Origin of the sequence: Roseovarius salincola (assembly GCF_026891095.1) — a bacterium.
Classification (GTDB): domain Bacteria; phylum Pseudomonadota; class Alphaproteobacteria; order Rhodobacterales; family Rhodobacteraceae; genus Roseovarius; species Roseovarius salincola.
In genome coordinates this window covers 93,221-118,099 of the sequence record NZ_JAPTNL010000004.1, presented here as the reverse complement: position 1 = coordinate 118,099, position 24,879 = coordinate 93,221, and the positions used below count along the sequence as shown (strand labels likewise).

Annotated in this window: 29 protein-coding genes; 21 read left to right on the top strand and 8 right to left on the bottom strand. The window is 65.1% G+C overall.

The genetic code is table 11. The annotated features are described in order from the left end of the window. Positions 1-79: 79 nt before the first annotated feature. The 4 genes from N5A93_RS07145 to N5A93_RS07130 are packed head-to-tail and all read right to left on the bottom strand — an operon-like array spanning position 80 to position 2,544. Positions 80-829: a phosphate/phosphite/phosphonate ABC transporter substrate-binding protein gene (locus tag N5A93_RS07145; RefSeq protein WP_268954391.1), complete on the bottom strand. Its 750-nt coding sequence runs from the start codon at positions 827-829 to the stop codon at positions 80-82. Then, on the bottom strand, positions 826-1,266 hold the full coding sequence (locus tag N5A93_RS07140; RefSeq protein ID WP_268954390.1) for a tellurite resistance TerB family protein: 441 nt from the start codon (positions 1,264-1,266) through the stop codon (positions 826-828). Before N5A93_RS07140 ends, N5A93_RS07145 begins: the two co-directional genes overlap by 4 nt. Before the next feature lie 39 nt (positions 1,267-1,305). Then, positions 1,306-1,767 (bottom strand): tellurite resistance TerB family protein, encoded by a 462-nt coding sequence (locus N5A93_RS07135; RefSeq protein ID WP_268954389.1) that lies wholly within the window; start codon positions 1,765-1,767, stop codon positions 1,306-1,308. A gap of 48 nt (positions 1,768-1,815) precedes the next feature. Then, positions 1,816-2,544: a hypothetical protein gene (locus tag N5A93_RS07130; protein WP_268954388.1), complete on the bottom strand. Its 729-nt coding sequence runs from the start codon at positions 2,542-2,544 to the stop codon at positions 1,816-1,818. A 90-nt stretch (positions 2,545-2,634) separates the two neighbouring features. Between N5A93_RS07130 and N5A93_RS07125 the strand changes: the two genes are divergently transcribed. Beyond that, positions 2,635-3,213 carry a hypothetical protein gene (locus N5A93_RS07125; protein ID WP_268954387.1) on the top strand — a complete coding sequence of 193 codons (579 nt, stop codon included), beginning with the start codon at positions 2,635-2,637 and terminating at the stop codon, positions 3,211-3,213. Between the two features lie 129 nt (positions 3,214-3,342). Here the strand turns inward: N5A93_RS07125 and pyrG are convergent, their stop codons facing one another. Continuing rightward, positions 3,343-4,986: a CTP synthase gene (gene pyrG, locus N5A93_RS07120; RefSeq protein WP_268954386.1), complete on the bottom strand. Its 1,644-nt coding sequence runs from the start codon at positions 4,984-4,986 to the stop codon at positions 3,343-3,345. 171 nt (positions 4,987-5,157) lie between these two features. Next, positions 5,158-5,526: a preprotein translocase subunit SecG gene (gene secG / locus N5A93_RS07115; protein WP_268954385.1), complete on the bottom strand. Its 369-nt coding sequence runs from the start codon at positions 5,524-5,526 to the stop codon at positions 5,158-5,160. 207 nt (positions 5,527-5,733) lie between these two features. Between secG and N5A93_RS07110 the strand changes: the two genes are divergently transcribed. Then, the gene (locus N5A93_RS07110) at positions 5,734-7,029 is read left to right on the top strand and encodes an adenylosuccinate synthase (protein ID WP_268954384.1); all 1,296 of its coding nucleotides are present in this window, start codon (positions 5,734-5,736) and stop codon (positions 7,027-7,029) included. Positions 7,030-7,042: 13 nt separating this feature from the next. After that, positions 7,043-7,279 carry a DUF2842 domain-containing protein gene (locus tag N5A93_RS07105; protein WP_268954383.1) on the top strand — a complete coding sequence of 79 codons (237 nt, stop codon included), beginning with the start codon at positions 7,043-7,045 and terminating at the stop codon, positions 7,277-7,279. Positions 7,280-7,349: 70 nt separating this feature from the next. Here N5A93_RS07105 and ribA read toward each other — a convergent pair whose 3' ends face one another. Continuing rightward, entirely contained in the window at positions 7,350-8,441 is a 1,092-nt protein-coding gene (gene ribA, locus N5A93_RS07100; RefSeq protein ID WP_268954382.1) for a GTP cyclohydrolase II, read from the bottom strand. Between the two features lie 159 nt (positions 8,442-8,600). On the opposite strand from ribA, the gene N5A93_RS07095 reads away from it, so the two are divergent. From N5A93_RS07095 to N5A93_RS07075, 5 genes are all read left to right on the top strand, one after another. After that, on the top strand, positions 8,601-9,287 hold the full coding sequence (locus N5A93_RS07095; protein WP_268954381.1) for a response regulator transcription factor: 687 nt from the start codon (positions 8,601-8,603) through the stop codon (positions 9,285-9,287). A 301-nt stretch (positions 9,288-9,588) separates the two neighbouring features. Continuing rightward, entirely contained in the window at positions 9,589-10,377 is a 789-nt protein-coding gene (locus N5A93_RS07090) for an exodeoxyribonuclease III (protein ID WP_268954380.1), read from the top strand. Positions 10,378-10,683: 306 nt separating this feature from the next. After that, positions 10,684-11,601: a thioredoxin gene (gene trxA / locus N5A93_RS07085; protein ID WP_268954499.1), complete on the top strand. Its 918-nt coding sequence runs from the start codon at positions 10,684-10,686 to the stop codon at positions 11,599-11,601. A gap of 26 nt (positions 11,602-11,627) precedes the next feature. Beyond that, positions 11,628-12,272 carry an LON peptidase substrate-binding domain-containing protein gene (locus tag N5A93_RS07080; RefSeq protein WP_268954379.1) on the top strand — a complete coding sequence of 215 codons (645 nt, stop codon included), beginning with the start codon at positions 11,628-11,630 and terminating at the stop codon, positions 12,270-12,272. Further along, positions 12,269-12,457 (top strand): Trm112 family protein, encoded by a 189-nt coding sequence (locus N5A93_RS07075; protein WP_268954378.1) that lies wholly within the window; start codon positions 12,269-12,271, stop codon positions 12,455-12,457. Before N5A93_RS07080 ends, N5A93_RS07075 begins: the two co-directional genes overlap by 4 nt. A gap of 60 nt (positions 12,458-12,517) precedes the next feature. On the opposite strand, the gene N5A93_RS07070 is transcribed toward N5A93_RS07075, so the two are convergent. Next, positions 12,518-13,276: a FadR/GntR family transcriptional regulator gene (locus N5A93_RS07070; RefSeq protein ID WP_268954377.1), complete on the bottom strand. Its 759-nt coding sequence runs from the start codon at positions 13,274-13,276 to the stop codon at positions 12,518-12,520. Positions 13,277-13,360: 84 nt separating this feature from the next. On the opposite strand from N5A93_RS07070, the gene N5A93_RS07065 reads away from it, so the two are divergent. The 13 genes from N5A93_RS07065 (at position 13,361) to N5A93_RS07010 (ending at position 24,879) form a co-directional block, all read left to right on the top strand. Further along, a complete protein-coding gene (locus tag N5A93_RS07065) occupies positions 13,361-14,095 on the top strand; it encodes a DUF2182 domain-containing protein (RefSeq protein ID WP_372921646.1) in 735 nt (244 codons plus the stop codon). A 28-nt stretch (positions 14,096-14,123) separates the two neighbouring features. Continuing rightward, a complete protein-coding gene (locus tag N5A93_RS07060; protein WP_268954376.1) occupies positions 14,124-14,753 on the top strand; it encodes a DUF1326 domain-containing protein in 630 nt (209 codons plus the stop codon). After that, positions 14,753-14,929 carry a DinB family protein gene (locus N5A93_RS19505; RefSeq protein WP_328405636.1) on the top strand — a complete coding sequence of 59 codons (177 nt, stop codon included), beginning with the start codon at positions 14,753-14,755 and terminating at the stop codon, positions 14,927-14,929. Before N5A93_RS07060 ends, N5A93_RS19505 begins: the two co-directional genes overlap by 1 nt. Continuing rightward, positions 14,926-15,264, top strand: coding sequence for a DinB family protein (locus tag N5A93_RS07055; RefSeq protein ID WP_328405634.1), 339 nt, complete (start codon positions 14,926-14,928; stop codon positions 15,262-15,264). The genes N5A93_RS19505 and N5A93_RS07055 overlap by 4 nt, the downstream gene beginning before the upstream one ends. A 100-nt stretch (positions 15,265-15,364) precedes the next feature. Beyond that, positions 15,365-16,360 (top strand): acryloyl-CoA reductase, encoded by a 996-nt coding sequence (gene acuI, locus N5A93_RS07050; RefSeq protein WP_268954375.1) that lies wholly within the window; start codon positions 15,365-15,367, stop codon positions 16,358-16,360. Between the two features lie 198 nt (positions 16,361-16,558). Next, on the top strand, positions 16,559-16,975 hold the full coding sequence (locus N5A93_RS07045) for a universal stress protein (protein ID WP_268954374.1): 417 nt from the start codon (positions 16,559-16,561) through the stop codon (positions 16,973-16,975). A 132-nt stretch (positions 16,976-17,107) separates the two neighbouring features. Next, positions 17,108-17,626 (top strand): GNAT family N-acetyltransferase, encoded by a 519-nt coding sequence (locus N5A93_RS07040; protein WP_268954373.1) that lies wholly within the window; start codon positions 17,108-17,110, stop codon positions 17,624-17,626. Between the two features lie 657 nt (positions 17,627-18,283). Further along, on the top strand, positions 18,284-18,787 hold the full coding sequence (gene mraZ, locus N5A93_RS07035) for a division/cell wall cluster transcriptional repressor MraZ (protein WP_268954372.1): 504 nt from the start codon (positions 18,284-18,286) through the stop codon (positions 18,785-18,787). A gap of 3 nt (positions 18,788-18,790) precedes the next feature. Continuing rightward, complete coding sequence (gene rsmH, locus N5A93_RS07030) at positions 18,791-19,783, top strand: 16S rRNA (cytosine(1402)-N(4))-methyltransferase RsmH (protein ID WP_268954371.1); 993 nt, start codon at positions 18,791-18,793, stop codon at positions 19,781-19,783. Then, complete coding sequence (gene ftsL, locus N5A93_RS07025; protein WP_268954370.1) at positions 19,783-20,133, top strand: cell division protein FtsL; 351 nt, start codon at positions 19,783-19,785, stop codon at positions 20,131-20,133. The genes rsmH and ftsL overlap by 1 nt, the downstream gene beginning before the upstream one ends. Then, a complete protein-coding gene (locus tag N5A93_RS07020; RefSeq protein WP_268954369.1) occupies positions 20,130-21,914 on the top strand; it encodes a peptidoglycan D,D-transpeptidase FtsI family protein in 1,785 nt (594 codons plus the stop codon). Before ftsL ends, N5A93_RS07020 begins: the two co-directional genes overlap by 4 nt. 17 nt (positions 21,915-21,931) lie before the next feature. Then, positions 21,932-23,437: a UDP-N-acetylmuramoyl-L-alanyl-D-glutamate--2,6-diaminopimelate ligase gene (locus N5A93_RS07015; protein ID WP_268954368.1), complete on the top strand. Its 1,506-nt coding sequence runs from the start codon at positions 21,932-21,934 to the stop codon at positions 23,435-23,437. Further along, positions 23,434-24,879 (top strand): UDP-N-acetylmuramoyl-tripeptide--D-alanyl-D-alanine ligase, encoded by a 1,446-nt coding sequence (locus tag N5A93_RS07010; protein WP_268954367.1) that lies wholly within the window; start codon positions 23,434-23,436, stop codon positions 24,877-24,879. Before N5A93_RS07015 ends, N5A93_RS07010 begins: the two co-directional genes overlap by 4 nt.

Below are 24,879 nucleotides of genomic sequence, written 5' to 3'. Positions count from 1 at the left end.
ACAATAGGACGGAAAAAAACGCATGATGCAACTTGCAAAACGGCTGGCCGGGCGGATTTTCCCCCATATCGACGCTGCGTCAGCCCGTTTCGAACGCGGGTGGCGGCGGATTGGGCACCGCGAGATAGGCGGCGGCGGGCAAGGGCAGCACCGCGCGCAGGCCGAGCGTTTCGCGATCGCCCGCGTCGAGCGATTTGATTGCGGCGTCGAGCGCGCGCAACAGGGGCGCCGGATCGTTCCGGGTGGCGGTGATATAGGGCAGGGCGGGGCTGGACGGGGTCCGCGCTATCACGCGCAGATCAGCGGCGAAGGCGTCGTAACGCAGGATCATGCGCCATGTCTGGGCGTCGATCGCGGCGATGTCGGCGCGTCCTTCGGCCACGGACTGCGCCGAAGCGCGGTGCCCGCCGGTGCGGACCGGATTGACGAAGGCGTATCCCTGCGCCGCCGCCATGTTCTGCGGTGCGGCCCAACCGCTCTGGCTGAGGGCTTCGTTATAGGCGAAAGGCGCGCTTGCAAAGGCGCTGACTTCGCGGCGCGCATCGTCGCGGCGCACGACCAGCAGGCTGCGGTAATGCCCCGGCGGGCAGCCTTCAAGCCCGAAATCGGGCGTGCCGACAAGGGTGACATGGCCGTGCAGGCGCGCGCGGTAGGGATAGCCGCAGGTCTGCGAGAGCAGAAGATCGGGGCTTTGCCAGTGCTGCCAGGGATCGCCGCCGCGTGTCAGGGCGGCGGGGCCGTCCCCCAGTTGATCGCGGATCGCACGCCACAGCCGGTCATGCGCCGCCGCTGTTTCGGGGCGGTCATACATCGGCAGGCTGGCGATCAAGGGCGCTGATCCACCCGCTGGCGGGCCTTGGCGCTGTCCATGTCCGACACGCCCAGAAGGTTCGAGACCAGCCGCACCAGCGCGTCTTCGTCCTGATCGCGCGCACCATCCGCAAGGGCCACATCCCAAAGCGCCTCGATCACGCCGACGCGGTCCTCATAGGGCACGGCGTCCTTGATGGCGCGGGTGAAGCGCACGGTGTCGGGGGCTTCGGATTCAAGCTGCTCGGCTTCCACGCGCAACGTCTCGGCCTCGTCCTTGTCGAGGCCGAAACGGGTCGAGATGATCCGGTCGATGCGGATGATTTCCGTCGCGGCGTAATGGCTGTCGGACCGCGCAACGCGCACCAGAAGTGCGGTGAGGGCACGGCGCGCATCGAGCGAATCGAGCTGTTCGGGAGCGGCGCCGGTGAGTCTGTTGATAAGATCTGCAAACATGCGGTTGAATATAGGCGCTTGGCGCATCCGCGCCAATGGCTATTGCGCTTCGGCGCGGGTGCGGGCGCTGTCGCTGTCGGAATCCGAAAGGCCAAGCGCCTCTTGTGCGGCGGCGACCACGGCGAGTTCCTCGTCGCGGCGCACACCATCGGCAAGCACCACCTCCCACATGGCTTCCAGCGCGTCGATCCTGTCGGCATGGGGCACGGATTCGCGGATCAGATGAGCCAGGTTGGCGGTCTCGGTGTCGGCGACATGTTCCAGCTTTTCGCAGGTGGCGCGCATCTTGGCGGCTTCGACCGGGTTGAGCCCGTGCAGGCGTGACAGGAGGCGGTCGATCCGGCTGATTTCCTCAAAGCGGTAGAGATGGTCGGATCTCGCCACCCGCACCATCAGCGCGCCAAGCGCCAGCTTGGCATCGGGTTCGGGCAGGGGGGCCGGGCGCGAAGGCGCGGCGAGCGCCGCAAGGAGCCGCGTGAACATCTCAGGCCCTGTCGCCATGGAAAAGCGCGACCAGCGCAATATCACGAATCATCGTATTCCTTTCCCTCAGAACGCCATGGGCGCAGTCTGATAGAGGATATCATCAAGAGCAATCCCGCCCGGATCGTCATTGGTCAGCGTGAATGCCGCGATATCGGCGATGTCGCCCGCCCGCCGGAAGCCCAGTTCGTTGACACCGCCGGAAAGGCGGCGTCGGATCTGGCCGATGACATGCCCGTCGGCGCGATAGAAGGTCAGCGTTATCGTGCCCTGCGGGCGGGCCTGCCCCAGCGGGGTGGGGTAATCGCTGTGGATGCGCAGGCCCATGGCGCGCTGGCCGTGATCGAACAGCACCGCCACCGCGCCTTCGCCGCGCGCCTTGAGCGCGGGAAAGCCGACCGGTCCGAGCGGAAAAAGCGCGGTCGATCCGAATCCGCGATGATAGGCCAGCGACAGGCTGGCCCCCGGCGCGCCCGCGCGCACGGAAAGCGGCAGGGCCGGGGTGCCGTGCAGACCGTCATGAACGCGGCCGGAAACGCGCTGACCTGCAAGGCGCTCGCCCAGCCAGGCGCCGCCGTCCCGGATCGGCGCAACAAGGTTGATGCCCGGTTCGGCGCGCCGTGGCAGGGTCTCGAAATCGATGCGGGCATCGAGTTCCTGTTCCAGTTGCGCATAGGGCGCGGGCAGCAGGACGGGTTCGGCCAGGGCGGTGCCTGGCAGGGATGCGAGAGCCGCAAGGAAAGCGAGGCAACACGCGAAAATCCGCCTGATCTGGAATGGCCGCATCTCGGTCACAATTGCTCCCTAGAAATTGCGATTTCTGAGGACAATCTAAACGCGACCGACGTCAAAGCAGAAGAGACTTCTGCGTTTGTGGAGCAAGGCATGGATTCCATCGCTGACTTCGACTGGAGCACCGGCACCGAGGACGAGCATCTCGAGATGGCCCGCAACGCCAGCCCCGCAGAGTTGCGGGAGCTGGCCCGCAGCTATGACTGGGGCCTTTATCCCGAGCGGGTCATGGGCTTTGTCATGGCGCAGCGCTGTATTGACCTGGGGTCGGCGCTGACGGCATTTCTGAATGGCGAGCCGGAGCGGTTCAACTATCTTTCCAAGCGCCACATCACCGAAGAGTATCAAGGCGTTGCGCGACTTCTGGACAATATCTGCCTGCGGGTGAACAGCGGGTTCTATCTGGTCGATCCGGGCCGCGACGTGGCACAGCGCAAGCGGCTGGCGAAATGGATGAATTATCAGCGTGACGATCACGCCATGGCCCGCAAGGGGCGGTATTTTCTGGACGAAGAGGTCGTGAATATGCTGCTTGACGATACGCTGCGGCTGGACCGTTCGCAGGAAACGGCGGTCTATGATCCGCCGGGGAGCCTGCTGAGCGATATTCTGAGTCCGCTGACCGGGCTGGGCGTGTCCCGGCGCCTCCTGCGTTACAAGAACGGCCGCTAGCGGCGGCGAATCGTGCCCGGGCATCGGCCTGACGGTTGGTCGGGTCACGCCTTGGCGCGAAGGGCGGAGCGGCGAGCCGGGACAAAACGCCAGCCACGACCGTCGCATCGTCAGCCCGCGGCCTCACGCTTACACCAGACGCGAAGTTGCCAGAGCGGCGCGTATGAAGTCGGCGAAGAGCGGGTGGGGATCGAAGGGCTTGGATTTCAGCTCCGGGTGGAACTGCACGCCGATGAACCAGGGGTGATCGCTCCATTCGACGATCTCGGGCAGGCGGCCATCGGGCGACATACCCGAAAAGCACAGGCCGACCTCTTCGAGCTTTTCGCGATACTTGATGTCCACCTCGTAGCGGTGGCGGTGGCGCTCGTCGATGGCGGTCGTGCCGTAGATTTCAGCGACGCGGCTACCTTCCTTGAGGGTCGCGTCATAGGCGCCAAGGCGCATGGTGCCGCCCTTGTCGTCGCTGACCTTGCGCTTGACCTTTTCGTTGCCCTGCACCCATTCCTTCAGGTGATAGACCACCGGGGTGAACCGCTTCTTGCCGGCCTCGTGGTCGAACTCCTCGGAGCCGGCATCCTGCAACCCTGCCAGGTTGCGCGCCGCTTCGATCACCGCCATCTGCATGCCGAGGCAGATGCCCATATACGGGATCTTGCGCTCGCGGGCGAACTGGGCGGCCTTGATCTTGCCCTCGGTGCCGCGTTCGCCAAAGCCGCCGGGCACGAGGATCGCGTGAAAACCCTCAAGGTGGGGGGCGGGGTCTTCGGTGTCGAAGATTTCGGCATCGACCCATTCCACGCGCACCCTCACGCGGTTGGCCATGCCGCCATGGGTCAGGGCCTCCTTGATGGACTTATAGGCATCCTCAAGCTGGGTATATTTGCCAACGATGGCGACATTGACCTCGCCATCGGTGTTGTGGATCCGATCCGAGACATCCTGCCAGGTGCGCAGGTCGGGCTTGGGCGCGGGCGAGATATCAAAGGCATCAAGCACCGCCTGATCGAGCCCCTCGCGGTGATAGGCCAGCGGCGCATCGTAGATCGAACCCAGATCATAGGCGGCGACCACGTCTTCCTTGCGCACGTTACAGAACAGCGCGATCTTCTCGCGTTCCTTCTCGGGGATGGGCTGTTCGGAGCGGCACACGAGTATGTCGGGCGCGATGCCGATGGATTGCAGTTCCTTGACTGAGTGCTGCGTCGGCTTGGTCTTGAGCTCGCCGCTCGCCGCCAGGTAAGGCAGCAGCGTGAGATGCATGAAGATGCAATTGCCGCGCGGACGGTCATGACCGAATTGGCGGATCGCCTCGAAAAAGGGCAGCCCCTCGATATCGCCGACGGTGCCGCCGATCTCGCAGAGCATGAAATCGACCTCGTCATCGCCGATGGCGAGCCATTCCTTGATCTCGTTGGTGACATGGGGAACCACCTGGATCGTCTTGCCCAGGTAATCGCCGCGGCGTTCCTTTTCGAGAACGTTGGAATAGATTCGCCCCGAACTGACCGAGTCGCTCATCCGGGCGGGAACGCCGGTGAAGCGTTCGTAATGGCCAAGATCGAGGTCGGTTTCGGCGCCGTCATCGGTGACGAAGACCTCGCCATGCTCGAAAGGCGACATGGTGCCGGGATCGACGTTGAGATAGGGATCGAGCTTGCGCAGCCGCACAGAAAACCCGCGTGCCTGCAACAGCGCACCGAGCGCCGCCGAAGCAAGGCCTTTGCCCAGCGAAGAAACGACGCCGCCCGTGATGAAAATATACCGTGCCATGCGCTGGCGATCTCCCGTGATTTGAAGCCTGATGTCAGGCCGTTTCCAAGCCCAGTCCGGCCCGATTCGACCGCGGCATCACGGGACTCAAGACATAAAGGATTCGCGCAACATGCGCAAGGCGACCGCAAGATGCTGTTGCGGCCGCGTTTGCACCCTCAATCGCTAGTGTCAGTCCGCGGTCGGTGTCAGCGGTGCGGTGTCATCCGCCGAGGGCGGCAGCAGATCCTCGCCGGTGCCGGGCAGGGTGGGTTCGGGCGCTTCCTCGCGTGCGGGCGCGTCCATGATCCGGTCAAGCACCGAGGACCCGGCGCCCTTTTGCGCCGCCAGGATGGTCAGCGTCAGAGAGGTCGCGATGAAGGCCGCCGCCAGGATCCAGGTCAGCTTGCCGAGCGCCGTGGCCGCCGCGCGTCCGCTCATGGCGCCGCCGCCGCCACCGCCGCCCATGCCCAGGCCACCGCCTTCCGAACGCTGCAAAAGCACGACGCCGATCAGGGTGAGGGCGAGAAGAAGATGGATGATGAGAACGACGTTTTCCATGTTGGGCGGCCTTTTTCGGATGCGTGTGGCGTCTCGCGGGGTATCTATGCAATTCCGGCGGTCCCCGCAACCCGGCATTCCAAACCGGGCGGCGCGCCCGCGCTTGCGGCGAATTAGCGGTTTCACGTCGCGGCGCGGGCCGGTATACGGGCGCGGGCCGCTGCGGCGCGCCATTGAAACGACCAGTATTCCTGCGAAAGGATCATCATGGCAAATGTCGTCGTCGTTGGCGCCCAGTGGGGCGACGAGGGAAAAGGCAAGATCGTTGATTGGCTGAGCGAGCGCGCCGATGTGATCGCGCGCTTTCAGGGCGGGCATAATGCCGGGCATACGCTGGTGATCGACGGCAAGGTCTACAAGCTCAACGCGCTGCCTTCGGGTGTGGTGCGGGGCGGCAAGCTCAGCGTGATTGGCAATGGCGTGGTGCTGGACCCCTGGCACCTGGTCAACGAGATCGCCTCGATCCGGCAGCAGGGCGTCGATATCTCGCCCGGGACGCTGATGATCGCCGAGAACACGCCGCTCATTCTGCCGATCCATGGCGAACTCGATCGCGCCCGCGAGGAGGCCGCCTCCAAGGGCACCAAGATCGGCACCACCGGGCGGGGCATCGGCCCGGCCTATGAGGACAAGGTCGGGCGGCGCTCGGTGCGGGTGGCGGACCTCTCGGACGACGCCACGCTCGAGGCGCGGGTCGACCGCGCGCTGCAGCATCACGACCCGCTGCGCCGGGGGCTCGGTATCGCGCCGGTGGACCGGGACGGGCTGATTGCGCAGCTGCGCGAGATCGCGCCGCAGATCCTGCCCTTCGCGGCCCCCGTCTGGAAGGTGCTGGGCGAGCGGCGCAAATCGGGTCAGCGCATCCTGTTCGAGGGCGCGCAGGGCGCGCTTCTGGATATCGATTTCGGGACCTATCCCTTCGTCACGTCCTCGAATGTCATCGCCGGTCAGGCGGCGACGGGTGTGGGCATGGGGCCGGGCTCGATCGATTATGTGCTGGGCATCGTCAAGGCTTATACGACGCGCGTCGGCGAGGGGCCGTTCCCGACCGAACTCGATGACGCGGACGGCCACCGGCTGGGCACGCGCGGGCGCGAGTTCGGCACCGTCACAGGGCGCAAGCGGCGCTGTGGCTGGTTCGATGCGGCGCTGGTACGCCAGACCTGCGCCACCAGCGGGATGAATGGCATCTCGCTGACCAAGCTCGACGTGCTGGACGGGTTCGAGACACTGAAGATCTGCGTCGGTTACGAACTCGACGGCACGCGCCTGGATTACCTGCCCACCGCCGGCGACCAGCAGGCGCGCTGCACGCCCATCTACGAAGAGATGCCGGGTTGGAGCGAATCGACCGAAGGCGCGCGCAGCTGGGCCGATCTGCCCGCCAATGCGATCAAATACGTGCGCCGCGTCGAGGAGCTGATCGACTGTCCGGTGGCGCTTCTCTCGACCTCGCCCGAGCGCGAGGACACGATCCTCGTCACCGACCCCTTCGCCGATTGATGGAGGCGCGCGCATGGCACTGAGTTACAAGGCGCGCCGCCGCTGGGCGCTGGTGATCCTGCTGATCGGCCTGCCGCTCTATATCGTGCTGGCGGTCAACCTGGTCGATCTCTTCGAACGCCCGCCGGTCTGGCTGGAATTCCTGATCTACGTGGCGCTGGGTGTGGTCTGGATCCTGCCGTTCAGATTCATCTTCCTCGGGGTGGGGCAGGCCGATCCCGACGCGGATGATGACGACACGCCGCGCTGAGCCGCGCCCGCCCCGGGCTTTCATTGTTCCCAAAATACTCAATCGCTCCGCCGGCCACCGGGGCCTGCCCTCAGAGCAGATGCCCCGACTTTGCCGCCTTGGTCGCAAGGTAGTCGCGGTTATGCGGGTTCTCGCCCACTTTCAGCGGCACGCGTTCGGCAACGGTGATCCCGCAATCTTCCATCATCGCGATCTTGCCGGGATTGTTGGTCAGCAGGCGCACCGATGAAAACCCCATCCGCTTGAGGATCTCGGCGCCGATGCGGAAATCGCGCTCGTCATCCTCGAATCCCAGCCGGTGATTGGCCTCGACCGTGTCGAATCCCTGGTCCTGAAGGCTGTAGGCGCGCATCTTGTTGGCCAGCCCGATGCCGCGCCCCTCCTGGTTGAGATAGAGCAGCACGCCCGCGCCCGCCGCGCCCATCTGCGCCAGCGCGCCGCGCAGTTGCGGGCCGCAATCGCATTTGAGGCTGCCCATCAGGTCGCCGGTGAAACAGGCCGAATGCAGCCGCGCCAGCACCGGCACGTCGCGCCTGGGCTGGCCGATCTCGATCGCGTAATGTTCCTCGCCGCCATCCTCGGGGCGAAAGATGTGCAGCCGCCCGGCCTCGGACACCTCGAGCGGCAGGCGGGCGCTGACCACCGGATGCAGCGGGCTGGTCTGGGCGATCAGTGCGCGGGCCTTGGTGGCGGGCAAGGCCGTCAGGCGGTGGCGCGCGGCGAAGGTTTCGGGCGCATCGAGTTCGAGCAGCAGCGCGGCGGGCAGGAGGCGCGCCGATTTGACCAGTTCCAGCGCCAGACGGTGGGGATCGGCCGAGCCGTCGCGCTGCGTCACAAGCGGGCCTTTCATAGGCGTCCTGAGATCATCCGCGGGGTCCGCCACGCCAAGCACCCAGGCCAGCGTGGCATCCGGAGGCAGCGCGACACGGGCGATATCGCCGTCATAGGCGCGCGCCTTCAGCGTCGCGGCGCGGCGCGCGCTGATCGCCAGAACCGGCTGCCCGCCAAGCGCGCGCAGATCGGCTAGGCGCTGCAGATCCAGCGTCTCTGCCGCCAGCACCAGTGCCGCGCCCCGCGCGGTTTCCAGCACCACCGGCACCCCCATGCGCAGATCGGCGCGGGCGCGGGCAAGCGTTTCTGTGAGGTCGGGTGCGAGGGTCATTCCGGGGTCCGTTTGTTATTTTGTAACATGTAGCGTCTTTTGAAACGAATTGAAATATTCGCTCGCAACGTAACACGTGCACGTGAAGCGCGTGTTGCAAATCTTGCCGAATGAACCGCTGTGGCGCATGTGTTGAGAAACAGCACAGGGAATATTGCCATGGGACAGCTCAAGAAAATCCTTCTGGTCGACGATGATGAGGACCTGCGCGAGGCGCTGAGCGAGCAGCTGGTGATGACCGAGGATTTCGACGTGTTCGAAGCCGGCAACGGCAGCGAGGCGATGGCGCGGGCGCGTGACGGGATTTATGATCTCGTCATCCTCGATGTCGGGCTGCCGGATACCGACGGGCGCGAGCTTTGCCGGCTGATGCGAAAGCAGGGCGTCAAGGCGCCGATCATGATGCTGACCGGGCATGACGGAGACGCCGACACGATCCTGGGGCTGGATGCGGGCGCGAATGACTACGTCTCAAAGCCCTTCAAGTTCCCGGTGCTTCTGGCGCGTATCCGCGCGCAGCTGCGTCAGCACGAGCAATCTGAAGACGCGGTGTTTCAGCTTGGGCCTTATACGTTCAAGCCCTCGATGAAGATGCTGATCGACGAATCCGAGCGCAAGATCCGCCTGACGGAGAAGGAAACCAATATCCTGAAGTTCCTTTACCGCTCGCCCGAAGGGGTGGTGGCGCGCGATGTGCTGCTGCACGAGGTCTGGGGCTACAATGCGGGGGTCACCACCCATACGCTGGAGACCCATATCTATCGCCTGCGCCAGAAAATCGAGCCCGATCCGTCGAATGCGCGCCTGCTGGTGACGGAATCGGGCGGCTATCGCCTGCTGACTTGAGGCACGATCTAAAGTTACTCGTGGTTGAACAGGATTGAGATTGTTCAATGCATGTGTCACTATACTTACGTATATGGCACCCGGTTCGCCCTGATAGGAATCCCGTTGCATGTGCGGGTGATCGCATGCACCTCCCTGTTGGACTGGCCCCGGCTTCGTGCCGGGGCCTTTTTTCTGCGACCGCTGGCGAAAGTGCGGGAATATGGCGCAACCGGTCCGGTGGGGTCATATCCGGGTGGTATCAGGCGGGCGGCGCGGTATAGAACGGGGCGATTGCAACGCGAGGATCAAGGGGGGCGTCATGACATTCACGCTGGCCACATGGAACATCAACTCGGTGCGGCTGCGCGAGGCACTGGTCGCCCGGCTGCTGAAGGACGAGGCGCCCGATATCCTGTGCCTTCAGGAGTGCAAGAGCCCTGTCGAGAAGATCCCGACCGAGGGCTTTGCCGGACTCGGCTATCGCTACATGGTGGCGCGCGGGCAGAAGGGTTATAACGGGGTCGCGATCCTGTCGCGCCTGCCGCTCGAGGATGCGGGCGACATGGATTTCGCCGCCCTCGGCCATGCCCGCCACGTCGCCGCGCGGCTGGAGGACGGCACGCTCATTCACAATTTCTATGTGCCCGCGGGTGGCGACATTCCGGACCGCCACAAGAACGAGAAGTTCGGCCAGAAGCTCGATTACCTGACCGGGATGCGCGATTGGTTTCGCGACTCGCGTCCCGAGCGCGCGATTCTGGTGGGGGATCTCAACATCGCCCCGCGCGAGGATGATGTCTGGTCGCACAAGCAGCTTCTGAAGGTGGTCAGCCACACGCCGGTCGAAGTCGATCACCTGGGCACGGTGATGGAGGCGGGGGGCTGGTCGGACGCGACGCGCGCCGACATACCCGATGGGCAGCTTTACAGCTGGTGGTCCTATCGCGCCCGTGACTGGGACGCCGCCGACAAGGGCCGGCGGCTCGATCACGTCTGGGTCTCGGATGATATCAGGAGTGCGGTCCATTCCAGCCGTATCCTGCGCGAGGCGCGGGGCTGGGAGAAACCCAGCGATCACGCACCGGTCTTCGCCAGTTTCGATCTCTGAGGGGCTGGTTCGCAATTTCATTTCGTCGAGGTATGGTTTTCCTTACTTCTCATTTCGCCGATACCTGCGAAAAGCCTACCATGAAGGCGGGCCGTCGCGAGTGAATGGTTACCGATTGTCAGGGTCTTGTCTTCAGGGCGGCGTGTCCGGTCTCCGGAGCGGCCGTCGCCCACCTTGACCTTCGCGGCATGCCGGTCCGCGGGCCTTCTTGCGGTGCGGCAGGATAAATCGGCCCCCCCCTTGCAAGACCTCGCGCGCTGCTCCATTTAGTCGCCAGTGACACGCAAAGAAGCCGGAGCCCGTGACATGCTTGAACTTGGCGGACAGACCCCCCCTCAAACCGATCTGATCAGGGACGTATCCGAGGCGGACTTCATGGCCGAGGTCATCGAGGCCAGCCAGCAGGTTCCCGTCATCGTGGATTTCTGGGCGCCTTGGTGCGGCCCGTGCAAGACGCTTGGTCCTGCGCTCGAGGCGGCGGTGACCAAGGCCAAGGGTGCGGTCCGGATGGCCAAGGTCAATGTCGATGAGAACCAGGCCATCGCCGGCCAGCTCAGGGTGCAGTCGATTCCGACGGTCTACGCCTTCTGGAAGGGTCAGCCGGTTGACGGCTTTCAAGGTGCGGTGCCGCCTTCAGAGATCGATTCCTTCGTGGCCCGCGTGATCGAGGCCGCGGGCGGTGAAGCGGGGGGCGACGGTGGCCTGGCCGAGGCCGTGACCGCCGCCGAGGAGATGCTGGAACAGGGCGCGGTGGCCGATGCGGCGCAGACCTTTGCCGCGATTCTTCAGGAAGACCCGCAGAATGCCGCCGCCTATGGCGGGCTGGTGCGCGCGCATATCGCGCTGGGCGAACTGGATCAGGGCGAGGCGATCCTGAACGGGGCGCCGGCCGAGATATCGAAGGCGCCCGAGCTTGAAGCCGCGCATGCGCAGCTGGAACTGGCGCGTCAGGTCGAGAATGCCGGCCCGGTGAGCGAGCTGCGTGCCAAAGTCGATGCCGCCCCCGATGATCATCAGGCACGGTTCGACCTGGCGAAGGCGCTTTATGCGGGCGGCGAGACCCAGGCGGCGGTGGATGAGCTGCTGGAGCTGTTCCGCCGCGACCGGGAGTGGAACGACGAAGCCGCCAAGACGCAGCTTTTCACGATTTTCGACGCGCTCAAGCCGAATGATCCCATCGTTCAGAGCGGGCGGCGGAAATTGAGTTCGATGATATTTGCCTGATGGCGGGCATGGGCTAGTTCATTGCCATGTTCAATACGGCCGATCTGCCCGATGTCATACCGATCTTCCCGCTCTCGGGCGCGCTGCTTTTGCCGCGCTCGCGACTGCCGCTGCACCTGTTCGAGCCGCGCTATCTGGCGATGCTGGACGATGCGCTCAAGACGCCGGGGCGGCTGATCGGTATGATACAGCCCAATCCCGGCCCGGGCGGCTCGGCGCAGGGGCTGCACGCGATCGGCTGCGCGGGGCGGGTCTCGCAGTTCTCGGAAACCGAGGACCGGCGTTACATGATCACGCTGACAGGAATTTCGCGCTTTCGCATCAAGGATGAGGTCGAGGGTTTCACCCCCTATCGGCGCGCACGCGTCTCATGGCAGGGATTCGAGCCCGATATCGGCCCGCCAGATGCCGATCGCCGGTTCGACCGGAACGCGTTCTTGTCGCTGCTGGACAGGTATTTCCAGTCGCGCGAGTTGCAGACCGATTGGGATACGCTGACCCAGGCGGATGACGAGCTGCTGATCAATTCGCTGTCGATGCTTCTGGGATTTGAGCCCGAGGACAAGCAGGCGCTGCTGGAGGCGCCCTCGCTGAGCACGCGGCGCGAGACATTGGTGACGTTGATCGAATATGCTCTGCGCGGGGGCGATGACGAGGAGATCATGCAATGAGCAAGCCCAAGGACCGGCCGGCCTTCGACCGGCGCATGCTGGAGGCGCTGATCTGCCCGCAAAGCCAGGCCACGCTGGAATATGACGCCGAGGCGCAGGAGCTGATCAGCCGCGCCGCCGGGCTGGCATATCCGATCCGCGACGGCATCCCGGTGATGTTGCTGGACGAGGCGCGGAAGCTTTAGGGCGCGGCGCCCGGCGGCATGGCCGAGGGACGCTGTCCCCCCGGACCCCCTGAGGTATTTTCAGCCAGATGAAGGTGCGCGCGAGTTGTCGGCTTTGACGGCGCGCGATTCCATCACGTCGCGTCCCAATGTCAGCGTATAGGCCGAAAGTTCCTGAAGCGCGCAATCGGCCCGGGCGGGGTCGCGCGCGGCGACGGCATCGGCGAGGCGCGCATGCAGGGATTCGATGGTTTCACGCGAGCGGGCGGTGAAGGTGATCATGTTCATCAGAGGTTGCATGGCCTCGACCGCGCCAGCAAGCTGGTAGCTGAGCACCGGGTTGGCGGCGGCATCGACGAAGGCGCGGTGAAAGGCCACGTCCGAGGCGCAGAAGGATTCGTCGCTCAGCTCCGGTTTGGACTGGCGGCGGATCTCGGCGCGCATGGCGGCGAGGTCGTTTTCGCCGCGGCGCGCGCAGGCCAGCGGCGCGCAGGCGCGTTCGAGCGCGTAGCGCGCCTCGCAGGCGGTTTCGAAGCTGACCGCGTTCATCGACAGGAGCAGGGTCGATGTGGTGATATGCTGGCCATAGGCCTCGGCGTAGCTGAGCCGGTTGACGAAGGCACCGCCAAAGGCGCCGCGCTGTGTGCGGATCAGCGATTGCGCGGCCAGGCGTTTGAGCGCCTCGCGCACGGTGGGGCGAGAGACGGCGAATTGTTCGGCGAGTTCGGCCTCGGAAGGCAGGCGCTGATCGACGATCATGCGCCCCGAGACGATGGCGTCGCGGATCGCCTCTGCGATCTGGGCCGGGAGGCCGGCCTTGTTGGCGGGGTCCATTTTCATTTGTCTTACATTTAAATGTCTGACAATTTGAACGCAACCATCGAGTCGGGCGAGGGCGACATGATTTCAGCGCGGATCAGGCGAATGACGGGCATGCATTGGCTGGTCCTGTTCGGGTTGATCGGGCTGGCCTGGATCGTGCTTTACGCCATGGCGCTGCCCGAGGGGATGCGCGCGGCGGGGCGGATATATGGCGTGGATTTCCTGGCGAGCCTGTGCGTCGTGACGCCGGATGCGGCCGGGTTCGCCCGGATCGCCGCCATGTGGGCGCTGATGTCGGCAGCGATGATGGCGCCGACGGCACTGCCCGCGCTGGCCACCTATGACGAGCTGTCGCATAGCACGCAGACCAGGTTCGGGCTGTTGCTGGCCGGTTACATGGCCGTGTGGCTGGGGTTTTCACTGCTGGCGGCGGCGGTGCAGATGGCGCTGTTTCGGGCCGGGCTGGTCAGCGCCTTCGGCGACAGCCTGTCGGGCGCGATGTCGGGGGGGCTTTTGTTGCTGGCGGGGGCGTATCAGTTCAGCCCGCTCAAGGCTGCCTGCCTTGCCAAATGCCGCGCGCCGCTCACGTTTTTCATGCAGCATTGGGAGGAGGGCGCCTGGCGTAACGGGTTACGATTGGGGCTCGTGTGCCTGGGATGTTGCTGGGCGCTGATGGCGCTGGCCTTTGTGGGCGGCGTGATGAACCTTGCCTTCATGGGGTTGGCGACGGCGATCATGGTGATCGAGAAACTGCCCGATCTCGGGCGCTGGCTGACGCGGCCGCTGGGTGGTCTGCTCATGATGGGCGGGCTTTGGTGGAGCCTTGCGGCGATCTGAATTGACTTGATCTGGAGGAGGAAGACACATGCCATTCGACCAACCGGGGACGGTGCCCTGGACCATCAAGGGGGAGTTGATCCTCAATTGCAACTGCACGGTGTTCTGCCCCTGTGTCGTGTCGCTGGGCCAGCATCCGCCCACGGAAGGCCATTGCCAGGCCTGGGCCGGGGTGCGCATAGACGAGGGCCAGTATGGGGACGCGGATTTGTCGGGGCTCAATGTCGGGCTGATGCTGGAGATCCCGGGCATGATGGCGCGGGGCAACTGGAAGGCCGCCGCCTATATCGACGAGCGCGCCAGCGAGGACGCCTACGAGGGGCTGGTCAATATCTTCAGCGGCAAGGCGCGCGGCACGACGGGCCTGTTCAGCGTGCTGGTCAGCGAGTTCCTTGGCGCCGAGCGCGCGCCGGTGGTGTTCGAGACCGAGGGCAGGGCGCGCCGCCTGATGGTGGGCAAGACGATCCAGGGCGAAGTGGTGCCGGTGGAGGGCCATGGCGGCGAGGATATCGTGGTGACCAACACGCAATACTGGATGGGGCCGGATATTACCGTCGCCACTGCCACCAAGGGCCGCGTGCGCGCCTTTGGCCGGGTCTGGGATTTCGACGGGCGCAGCGCCGAGATCTGCCAGATCGACTGGAAAGGCCCGCGCTGATGATCCTGCCCGGCTATGGCGTGACGATGGCGCGCTACAATGACTGGCAGAATCGCCAGCTGGAGGTGGCGCTGGATGGCGTGCCCGACGCGGTGTTGCGCGCCGATCAGGGCGCGTTTTTCGGCTCGATCCTGGGGACGCTCAATCATTTGCTCTGGGGGATCTCATGTGGATGAGCCGCTTTGCGCCCGAACGGGTGGAGCGTCCGGACAAGGGCATTGCCGACAGTCCGGGGCTGTGCGAGGCGTATGCGGATTGGTGCGCGGCGCGGCGTTCGCTCGACGGCGAGATCGCGGACTGGGCCGCGGGGCTTGACGAGGGCGAACTGGCGGGCACCCTCGGCTGGTATTCGGGGGCCTTGGGCCGCGAGGTCAGCAAGCCCTTGGCGCTTTGTGTGACGCATATGTTCAACCACCAGACCCATCATCGCGGGCAGGTTCACGCGATGCTGACGAAAGAGGGGCTGAAGGCGCCGGTGAGCGATCTGTTCGCCATGCCGGAGGGCGCGTGAGGCCATGGACGGGAGCGAGGGGCCGGCCGCTCGCGTTACCCGGAGTATATTTGCAACGGTGAAGCGGGTCACGGGCCTGCATGAAAGAAGGGAGATTGGGATGTTCAACGCATTGATGGTCGAAAAGGACGAGGACAGCGGCAAGATCGCCGCCGCCGTGAAGCAGATCGGGGTCGATGATCTGCCCCATGGCGAGGTGCTGGTGGCGGTGGAGTATTCCACGGTCAATTACAAGGACGGGCTGTGCATCGGGCCGGGGGGCGGCCTCGTGCGGAAATATCCGCATGTGCCGGGAATCGATTTCGCGGGCGTCGTCGAGGAAAGTGCGGATGCGCGCTACAAGCCCGGCGACCGGGTGGTTCTGACCGGCTGGCGCGTGGGCGAGGCGCATTGGGGCGGCTATGCCCAGAAGGCGCGGGTGCTGGCGGATTGGCTGGTGCCGCTGCCCGAGGGGCTGGATACGCGCGCGGCGATGGCCGTGGGCACGGCCGGCTTCACCGCGATGCTGTCGGTGATGGCGCTTGAGGATCATGGGCTGGAGCCCGGTCACGGGCCGGTGCTGGTCACCGGGGCCGCGGGCGGTGTCGGCTCGGTGGCGACCGCGATTCTGGCGCATCTCGGGCATGAGGTCGCCGCAGTGACGGGGCGGCCCGAAACCGGCGACTACCTCAGGGATCTGGGCGCCAGCCAGATCGTGGAACGCGAGGAGTTGAGCGAGGTGACCCGCAAGCCGCTGGAAACCGAGCTTTGGGCGGGCTGCATCGATGCGGTGGCCGGTGCCATGCTGGGGCGTGTCCTGAAGCAGATGAAATACGCCAGCTCGGTCGCCGCCGTGGGTCTTGCGGGGGGCGCGGCCATCGAAGGCGCGCTGATCACGCCTTTCATCCTGCGCGGCGTCAACCTGTTGGGCATCGACAGCGTGATGCAGCCTTATGAGAACCGGTTGCGCGCCTGGAAACGGATCGCCGGCGATCTGCCGATGGAGAAGCTCGAGGCGATGATCCAGCCAGCCACCCTGTCGGATCTGCCCGCCCTGGGACGCGACATCCTGAAGGGTCAGGTCAAAGGGCGCGTCGTGGTCGATGTGAATGCCTGACGGGGGTCCGGGGCGGGGAGCGATGTCGCGCCCGGCCCCGGAAGTGGCGTGGCTGATTGATTTTCTGCCCCCCGCCGCGTTACCGTCAGCACAAGGGGCATCCTGCGGAGGCGCCGCAGGCCCCCACGCGGCATGGCAATCGGAACGGGCGCGATCAGGTCGCCGGTGCCGGTTCGTCGTGCAAAAGGAGGAATTCGGATGTTCAAGAAGATCATGACGCCGGTTGATCTGGCGCATCGGGGCGACCTGAAGAAGGCGCTGGCCGTCACCGCCGACCTGGCCAAGCATTACGGAGCCAAGGTGGTGTTTGTCGGGGCGACCAGTTCGACCCCCAGCTCGGTCGCCCACACCCCTGAGGAATACAAGAAGAAGCTTCTTGATTTCGCATCCGAGCAGGGTAGTGAAAACGGGTTCGAGGCCACGGCCGATGTGGTCATTGCCCATGACCCCACCACCGATATCGACGATGTGCTGCTCAAGGCGGTGCGCGATACTGGCGCTGATATCGTGGTGATGCAAAGCCATATGCCCGACATCATGGATTATGTCTGGCCCTCGAATGGAGGCAAGATCGCCGAACACGCCAAGTGCTCGGTCTTCGTGGTGCGCGGCTAGGCGAGTGTGGCGCGGTGCGCATCGCCTTTTGCGGACGGTGCGGAGCGCGCCACGGCCCGTCGCCGGCCATGGTTGCCGTTTTCGGCAAGACAGCTATGATGCATGCGATACAAGTGACACGGGGAGCAGCCGGTGAGCGCAGAAGGTGAGGTTGTGATTCGTCCGTTCCGGGACGCGGATGGCGAAGCGTTATGGCCCATCCTGCGCGAGGTGATCCGGCCGGGCGACACATATGCCATCGACCCGGGCCTCAATCGCGACCGGATGCTGGATCTGTGGACGGTGAAGGCACGCGCCTGTTTCGTGGCCGAACGCGGCGGCGAGATCATCGGCACCTATTACATCAAATCCAATCAGGCCGGGGGCGGCGCGCATGTCTGCAATTGCGGATACATGACCGCACCCCAGGCGCGCGGGCAGGGCATCGCACGCGCCATGTGCCTGCATTCGCAGATCGAGGCGGTCAAGCTGGGGTATCGCGCGATGCAGTTCAACCTCGTGGTCTGCACCAATGAAGGCGCGATCCGGCTCTGGACCAGTCTCGGTTTCGAGACCGTGGGCCGCCTGCCATGCGCCTTCGATCATCCCGACAAGGGGCTGGTTGACGCCCTGGTCATGTATAAATGGCTGGGCGAGGCCCCGGCGGGCTGATCTTTTCACGACATTGACGGGACCGGGCGGTGCCGGGCGGGACGGCCCACGGGAAATCGTGGGACTATGCTGCGCACGGGCGGGCCGTCTCATGCATTCACAGCCGAATCACGCGAGCGTGAGCCCGGATCGGGGCGGGGTTTTCGACCTGTTCCCGATGGATTCGATGCATTACGGATGACTTGTGTCGAAAACTTCGGGAATTCATGGGAAGAATTTGAGTGCAAGCCAGAACACCATATTTAGTGTTATATTATTTTGAAGACGCTAAGTAATGCGTTTAATCTGTCCAAATGGCCACATTATCTTGTTCTGAAAGGGGTGCTGAAACAAGATGATGTGGCTTCGTCCCGCAAAAACTTATTGATTTCCATGAATTCCCATGTCATCCCTTGTAACACGATGAGGACGGGAACAAAGGGGCGCACAAAAGACCCCGAACAAAAACTCCCAAGTCAGGTTTCATACAGGCACCCGCTTTCATCGAAACAAGAGATCCGGCGCGCGGGCGAGCAGACATCCCCCCAGGTGGCGCGCGCAGTCGGACACCCCGCAAGGCGGGACGAGGGCGGCGGATTGGGCAGTGGCAGCAGCTCAATCCGCCGTTTCGTTTCAAGGGTCCGGTTTTCGGGCGCATGAAGAGAGGCGGACAAGACAGTGGTTCGCAGGTTCAGAGGCGAAAGCCAGCACAAGGTGGACAGCAAGGGCAGGGTGTCGATCCCGGCCTCGTTTCGCCGTGTGCTCGAAGCGTCTGACCCGAACTGGACCGACGGGCTGAACCCCGAACTTGTCATCGTCTATGGCGATCATCGCCGCAATTACCTTGAATGCTACACGATGGAAGCCATCGCAGAGGTCGACTCCAAGATCGACGCCCTGCCGCGCGGCTCGATGCAGCGCAAGATGCTTCAGCGTCTGTTTCACGGGCAATCCTACCCCACCAATGTCGACGAGACCGGCCGCCTGGTGCTGCCGGCCAAGCTGCGCCAGAAGATCGACCTTGAGGGCGAGGCCTTTTTCATCGCGGCGGGTGACACGTTCCAGATCTGGAAGCCCGAGACCTATGAAGAGGAAGAGCTGTCCAAGACCGAAGAATGGCTGGACGAATTGCCCGAGGATTTCGATCCGCTGGTCTTCCTGGATGACGCGAAAGGCGAGTGACGCATGGCTGCCGCTGCCCTCGCATCAGAATCCGCCCCGCATATCCCTGTTCTTCTGCGTCCGCTATTGGCGGCGGTCGCGCCTGTCGAGGGCATCTGGGTCGATGGGACGCTGGGTGCGGGGGGCTATGCGCGCGGATTGCTCGAGGCCGGGGCGCAGAAGGTCATCGGCGTGGATCGCGACCCGCTGGCGCTTGAGATGGCACGCGATTGGGGCGCTGAATATGGCACGCGCCTTGAATTGGTGGAGGACCGGTTTTCCAACCTCGATGCGCATGCCGGGGGCGTTGCGGGGGTGGTGCTGGATCTTGGTGTCTCCTCGATGCAGCTTGACCGCGCCGAGCGGGGGTTTTCCTTTCACCGCGACGGACCTCTGGACATGCGCATGAGCCAGCACGGGCCGACGGCGGCCGATCTTGTGAACAGCGCCGACGAGGGTGAGCTGGCCGATATCCTGTTTCTTTACGGTGAAGAGCGTGCGAGCCGGCGCATCGCCCGCGCGATCCTGCGCGAACGCGCGCTTGAACCCATCGAAACCACGCTGCGCCTGGCGGGGATCGTCGAAAAATGCCTTCCGCGCCCCAAGCCCGGCCAGATCCATCCCGCGACCCGCAGCTTTCAGGCGCTGCGCATCGCGGTGAATGACGAATTCGGCGAACTTGTCGCGGGGCTTGAGGCGGCCGGGCGCGCGCTTGCACCGGGGGGCAGGCTGGCTGTCGTCACCTTTCATTCCATCGAGGACCGGATGGTGAAACGCTTTCTTCAGGCCAAGTCGGGCGGCGGTGGCGGTGGCAGCCGCCATGCACCCCGCATCGTTCCGTCCCCGGCTGAATGGGAACTCAAGAACCGCAAGGCCATCGGCCCGGACGAGCAGGAACTGGCCGAGAATCCGCGCGCCCGCAGCGCCAAGCTGCGTGTGGCCATCCGCACCGATGCGCCCGCCACGCCCGCCGACCGCAAGGCGATCGGTATGCCTTTGCTCAAGGGGGACAGATAATGCGCAGCCTGTTCTATGTATTGACCGCCCTGGCGGTGATTGGCCTGGCCTTTTGGGCCTACCGCGAGAATTATCGCACGCAGGCGGCACTGACGAAGGCCGGGCAGCTTCAGCACGAGATCGCCCGCAACCGGCAGCGCCTGCGGGTGCTCAATGCCGAATGGGCCTATCTCAACCGGCCCGAGCGGCTGATGGAACTGGCCGAACTGAATTTCGACAAGCTGGGGCTGTTGCCGCTGCAACCCTACCAGTTCGGCAGGATCGACCAGGTGGCCTATCCGCCGGAGGATGACCTGTTGCCGATCCTCAATCCGATCGACGTGTCCGGCATGGAGGCAGAACAGCCATGATCCGCACCCCCCTGCGCCCGCTTGCCCGCATTCTCGATGCCCGCGCCAAGGGCGAGAACCCCGACGCCATTGAACGCGAGAATATCCGTATTCGCCATGAACAGATGCGCGACCGCGCCCGGATGCGTGCCGAAGGGCGACTTCTGGTGCTGGGGGTGATGTTCTTTTGCGCCTTTGCGCTGATCGGCGGGCGAATGGGCGTGCTGGCCAGCACCGAACCCTCCGAGCCGCGCAGTTCGGTCGCCGGGGCGCAGATCCTGGCGCAGCGCGCCGATATCGTCGATCGCAAGGGCCGCATTCTGGCCACCAATTTCGAAACCCACAGCCTTTATGCGCAGCCGCCCCAGATGATCGACCCCGAGCGCGCGGTAAACGAGCTGATGCGGATCTTTCCGGATCTTGACCGAGAGCGACTGACCAGGGACCTGACGGGTAAGCGCAAGTTCCTGTGGGTCAAGAAGAAACTCAGCCCCGAACAGAAGCAGGCTGTGCATGATATCGGCGAGCCGGGCTTGCTGTTCGGCCCGCGCGAGATGCGCCTTTATCCCAACGGTCGGCTTGCGGCGCATGTGATGGGGGGCGCCAGTTTCGGGCGCGAAGGCGTGCATGCCGCCGAGGTGATCGGCGTCGCGGGGGTGGAAAAGACATTCGATGAACGGTTGCGCGACCCCGCGCATGGGCATGAGCCGCTGCGCCTGTCGCTGGATCTGTCGGTGCAGGCGGCGACCGAGCGCGTTCTGCACGGTGGCATGAAGCTGATGAACGCCAAGGGCGCGACCGCGATCCTGATGGAAGTGAAGACTGGCGAGATCCTCGCGATCGCCTCGCTGCCCGATTTCGACCCCAATGACCGCCCGCGCCCGGCCGTCGAGGGCAATCCCAGCGACAGCCCGCTGTTCAACCGCGCGGTGCAGGGGGTTTACGAGCTTGGCTCGACCTTCAAGATCTTTGCGGTGGCGCAGGCGCTGGAACTGGGGCTGATCAAACCTTCGACCATGATCGACACCAAGGGACCGTTGCGTTGGGGCAAGCACCGGATCCGCGATTTCCGCGATTACGGCTCGGAAATGACCGCGACCAAGGTGATCGTCAAATCCTCGAATATCGGCACCGCGCGCATCGCACAGATGATCGGTGCTGAACGCCAGCAGGATTTCCTGAAGAAGCTGGGTTTCTTCGAGCCGACCCCGGTCGAGATGGTCGAGGGGCAGGGCGGGCAGCCGCTGTTGCCGTCGCGCTGGTCGGAACTCTCGACGATGACCATTTCCTATGGTCATGGCCTTTCGGCCACTCCGATGCATCTGGCGGCGGCCTATGCGACACTGGCCAATGGCGGGCGCAAGGTCACGCCCAGCCTGTTGCGCCAGCCCGCGGCGCAGCTTGGCCCGCGGGTGATGTCCGAACAGACCGCACGTGCGTCCATGACCATGCTGCGCCAGGTGGTGTCCGAGGGCACCGCCAGCTTTGGCGAGGTGGAGGGCTATGCAGTGGCGGGCAAGACAGGAACAGCCGATAAGCCCAAGGAACGTGGCGGCGGCTATTACGAGGACAAGGTGATCGCAACCTTCGCCAGCGCCTTTCCCGCGCATGACCCGCAATATGTGCTGGTGGTGACCCTCGATGAGCCGGTCGAGACCTCGGGCGAGGAGCCGGCCCGCACCGCCGGCTGGACAGCGGTGCCCGTCGCTGCAGAGATCATCCGCCGCGTGGCGCCCCTCTTGGGATTGAGACCGCAGATTGAACCCGGCGAACTGGCTGGTATAACGCTCACATCGAACTAGCCGACGGGCAGGGTAATATGGCGGCGGGGCAGACCAAATCACTGGCGGAACTGGGCCTGACCGCTCAGGGCGGGCGCCGGGCCGATATCACGGGCCTGTCGGTGGACAGCCGCGAGGTGCGCGAGGGCCATCTTTTCGCGGCCCTCCCCGGTACCCGCGTGCATGGCGGCGATTTCATCCAGTATGCGTTGCGCATGGGGGCGGGCGCGATCCTGACGGATGCGCACGGCGCGCGGCTGGCGGCGGACGAACTTTCGACCAGCGACGCCGCGCTGATCCTTGCCGAGGACCCGCGCCAGACGCTGGCCTATGCCGCGGCGCTCTGGTTCGGCGCGCAGCCCGAGGTGATGGTTGCCGTGACCGGCACCAACGGCAAGACTTCGGTCGCCAATTTCTGTCGCCAGATATGGACCGAACTTGGCCTGGCGGCGGTGAATATCGGCACCAACGGGGTCGAGGGCGCCCATGATGCGCCGCTGGCCCATACCACCCCCGAACCCATAACCCTGCACCGGATCCTGTCGGAATGCGAGGCTGCGGGCGTCACCCACGCCGCGATGGAGGCCTCTTCGCACGGCCTCGAACAGCGGCGGCTGGACGGGGTGCGCCTGATGGCGGCGGGCTTTACGAACTTCAGCCAGGATCACCTGGATTACCACGCCGGGTTCGACGAATATTTCGCCGCCAAGGCGGGGCTTTTCGCCCGCGTCCTCCCCGAGGACGGGATCGCGGTGATCAATGTCGACGACGACAAAGGCCCCGCCATGGCCGAGATCGCCTGCGCGCGCGGGCAGGACCTGATCACGGTGGGCCGCGCGGCGGGCAGCGACATACAGCTTCACGCACAGCGTTTCGGCCCCACCGGCCAGGATCTGCGTTTCGACTGGAAGGGACGCCCGCATCAGGTGTCGCTGGATCTGATCGGGGGGTTCCAGGCCGAAAACGTGCTGCTGGCAGCGGGTCTGACCATCGCCGCCGGGGCCGATCCCGAGCGGGTGTTCGAGACGCTGGGGCATATGAAAACCGTGCGCGGGCGCATGGAGCTCGCTGCGACGCGGGCCAACGGGGCGACGGTGTTTGTCGATTACGCCCATACGCCTGATGCCGTCGCCACCGCGTTGAAGGCGCTGCGTCCGCATGTGATGGGCCGCCTTGTGGCCATCGTCGGCGCGGGGGGCGATCGCGACACGGCCAAGCGGCCCCTGATGGGGCAGGCGGCGGTGGAGAATGCCGATCTGGTGATCGTCACCGATGACAATCCGCGCCGCGAAGACCCCGCCGCGATCCGCGCGGCGGTGATGGCGGGCATCGCCAAGGCGGGCGGGGCCGAACTTGCCCGCGAGGTGGGCGACCGCGCCGAAGCCATCCTGCGCGGCGTCGACATGCTGGGGCCGGGCGATGCGCTGCTGATCTGCGGCAAGGGTCACGAAACCGGCCAGATCGTCGGCGACGATGTCTTTCCCTTCGATGACAGCGAACAGGCCAGCGTCGCGGTGGCGGCGCTTGACGGTGGGCTGGCATGACATTGTGGCGCGCAGACGAGGCCGCGCGCGCCACCGGCGGGCGCGCCACGGTCGACTGGGAGGCCGATGGCGTCTCGATCGACAGCCGCAGCTTGCAGGCGGGCGATCTGTTCGTGGCGCTGAAAGCGGCGCGCGACGGTCATGATTTCGTGGCGCAGGCACTGGCCAATGGCGCCGCCGCCGCGCTGGTCAGCCGTATTCCCGACGGGCTGGATGACACCGCTCCGCTTCTGATCGTCGATGATGTGCAGGGCGCGCTCGAGGATCTGGGCCGCGCCGCGCGGGCGCGCAGCGATGCGCGCGTGGTGGCTGTGACCGGTTCGGTCGGCAAGACCTCGACCAAGGAAATGCTGCATGCGGTGCTCTGCGCGCAGGGGCGCACCCATAGCGCCGAGGCCAGCTACAATAATCATTGGGGCGTGCCGCTGACACTGGCGCGCATGCCCGCCGACACCGAATTCGCGGTGATCGAGATCGGCATGAACCACCCCGGCGAGATTGCGCCCCTGAGCCGCATGGCGCGCCCGCATGTGGCGCTGATCACCACCGTGGCCGCTGCCCATCTCGAGGCGTTCGACAGTATCGAAGGTATCGCCGCCGAGAAAGCCGCGATCTTCCAGGGGCTCGAGCCGGGGGGGATCGCGATCTGCAACGGCGATCTGCCCGAAAGCCTGAGCCGCGTGATCGCCGAAGCGGTCCGCGCGGCCGGTGCGCCGATGCTGCGCTTTGGCGCGGGCGATGGCTGTGATTACCGGCTGGCCTCGGTTGATCTTGTGGCGGGGTCCACCGTGATCCGCGCCGATCTGCCCTCGGGGCGCCAACTAGTCAAGCTTTCGGTGCCGGGGCGCCATTTCGCGGCCAATGCGCTTGGCGTGTTGGCGGTGGCCGAGGCGCTCGGGGCCGATGCGACGCTGGCGGCGCGTGACCTGTCCAACTGGCAGCCCCCGGCGGGGCGCGGCACGCGCGAACAGATCATGCTGGACCCGGTCGACGATCATTTCGTTACCCTGGTCGACGACGCATTCAACGCCAATCCCACCTCGATCGAGGCCGCTCTCGAGGTGCTGGTCGCGACCACACCTGAAGACAGCGTCGGGCGGGTTTCCAAGGGGCGGCGCATCGCCATCCTGGGCGACATGCTGGAACTTGGCCCCGAGGAGACCGCCATGCATCGGGCGCTGGCGGGGCTCGAGCAGATCGCGGCGCTGGATACCGTGCATTGCGTCGGGCCGCGGATGCGGGCGCTCTGGGAGGCATTGCCCGAGCCCAAACGCGGTCGCTGGGTCGCCCGTGCCGAGGAACTGGCAGAGCAGGCCCATCGTGTGATAGATGCCGGCGATGTCGTGCTGGTCAAGGGCTCCAAGGGGAGCCGGGTCAGCCTTGTCGTCGACGCGCTGCGCCGGATCGGGCGCGCCGCCGGACATCAGATGGAGAGACGCTGA

Excerpts from the sequence above, each read along its gene's own strand:
- N5A93_RS07140 (WP_268954390.1), bottom strand. The coding sequence starts at position 1,266 with ATGTTTGCAGATCTTATCAACAGACTCACCGGCGCCGCTCCCGAACAG.
- N5A93_RS07135 (WP_268954389.1), bottom strand. The coding sequence starts at position 1,767 with ATGGCGACAGGGCCTGAGATGTTCACGCGGCTCCTTGCGGCGCTCGCC.
- N5A93_RS07125 (WP_268954387.1), top strand. The coding sequence starts at position 2,635 with ATGGATTCCATCGCTGACTTCGACTGGAGCACCGGCACCGAGGACGAG.
- pyrG (WP_268954386.1), bottom strand. The coding sequence starts at position 4,986 with ATGGCACGGTATATTTTCATCACGGGCGGCGTCGTTTCTTCGCTGGGC.
- secG (WP_268954385.1), bottom strand. The coding sequence starts at position 5,526 with ATGGAAAACGTCGTTCTCATCATCCATCTTCTTCTCGCCCTCACCCTG.
- N5A93_RS07110 (WP_268954384.1), top strand. The coding sequence starts at position 5,734 with ATGGCAAATGTCGTCGTCGTTGGCGCCCAGTGGGGCGACGAGGGAAAA.
- N5A93_RS07105 (WP_268954383.1), top strand. The coding sequence starts at position 7,043 with ATGGCACTGAGTTACAAGGCGCGCCGCCGCTGGGCGCTGGTGATCCTG.
- ribA (WP_268954382.1), bottom strand. The coding sequence starts at position 8,441 with ATGACCCTCGCACCCGACCTCACAGAAACGCTTGCCCGCGCCCGCGCC.
- N5A93_RS07095 (WP_268954381.1), top strand. The coding sequence starts at position 8,601 with ATGGGACAGCTCAAGAAAATCCTTCTGGTCGACGATGATGAGGACCTG.
- N5A93_RS07090 (WP_268954380.1), top strand. The coding sequence starts at position 9,589 with ATGACATTCACGCTGGCCACATGGAACATCAACTCGGTGCGGCTGCGC.
- trxA (WP_268954499.1), top strand. The coding sequence starts at position 10,684 with ATGCTTGAACTTGGCGGACAGACCCCCCCTCAAACCGATCTGATCAGG.
- N5A93_RS07080 (WP_268954379.1), top strand. The coding sequence starts at position 11,628 with ATGTTCAATACGGCCGATCTGCCCGATGTCATACCGATCTTCCCGCTC.
- N5A93_RS07075 (WP_268954378.1), top strand. The coding sequence starts at position 12,269 with ATGAGCAAGCCCAAGGACCGGCCGGCCTTCGACCGGCGCATGCTGGAG.
- N5A93_RS07070 (WP_268954377.1), bottom strand. The coding sequence starts at position 13,276 with ATGAAAATGGACCCCGCCAACAAGGCCGGCCTCCCGGCCCAGATCGCA.
- N5A93_RS07065 (WP_372921646.1), top strand. The coding sequence starts at position 13,361 with ATGACGGGCATGCATTGGCTGGTCCTGTTCGGGTTGATCGGGCTGGCC.
- N5A93_RS07060 (WP_268954376.1), top strand. The coding sequence starts at position 14,124 with ATGCCATTCGACCAACCGGGGACGGTGCCCTGGACCATCAAGGGGGAG.
- N5A93_RS19505 (WP_328405636.1), top strand. The coding sequence starts at position 14,753 with ATGATCCTGCCCGGCTATGGCGTGACGATGGCGCGCTACAATGACTGG.
- N5A93_RS07055 (WP_328405634.1), top strand. The coding sequence starts at position 14,926 with ATGAGCCGCTTTGCGCCCGAACGGGTGGAGCGTCCGGACAAGGGCATT.
- acuI (WP_268954375.1), top strand. The coding sequence starts at position 15,365 with ATGTTCAACGCATTGATGGTCGAAAAGGACGAGGACAGCGGCAAGATC.
- N5A93_RS07045 (WP_268954374.1), top strand. The coding sequence starts at position 16,559 with ATGTTCAAGAAGATCATGACGCCGGTTGATCTGGCGCATCGGGGCGAC.
- rsmH (WP_268954371.1), top strand. The coding sequence starts at position 18,791 with ATGGCTGCCGCTGCCCTCGCATCAGAATCCGCCCCGCATATCCCTGTT.
- ftsL (WP_268954370.1), top strand. The coding sequence starts at position 19,783 with ATGCGCAGCCTGTTCTATGTATTGACCGCCCTGGCGGTGATTGGCCTG.
- N5A93_RS07020 (WP_268954369.1), top strand. The coding sequence starts at position 20,130 with ATGATCCGCACCCCCCTGCGCCCGCTTGCCCGCATTCTCGATGCCCGC.
- N5A93_RS07015 (WP_268954368.1), top strand. The coding sequence starts at position 21,932 with ATGGCGGCGGGGCAGACCAAATCACTGGCGGAACTGGGCCTGACCGCT.
- N5A93_RS07010 (WP_268954367.1), top strand. The coding sequence starts at position 23,434 with ATGACATTGTGGCGCGCAGACGAGGCCGCGCGCGCCACCGGCGGGCGC.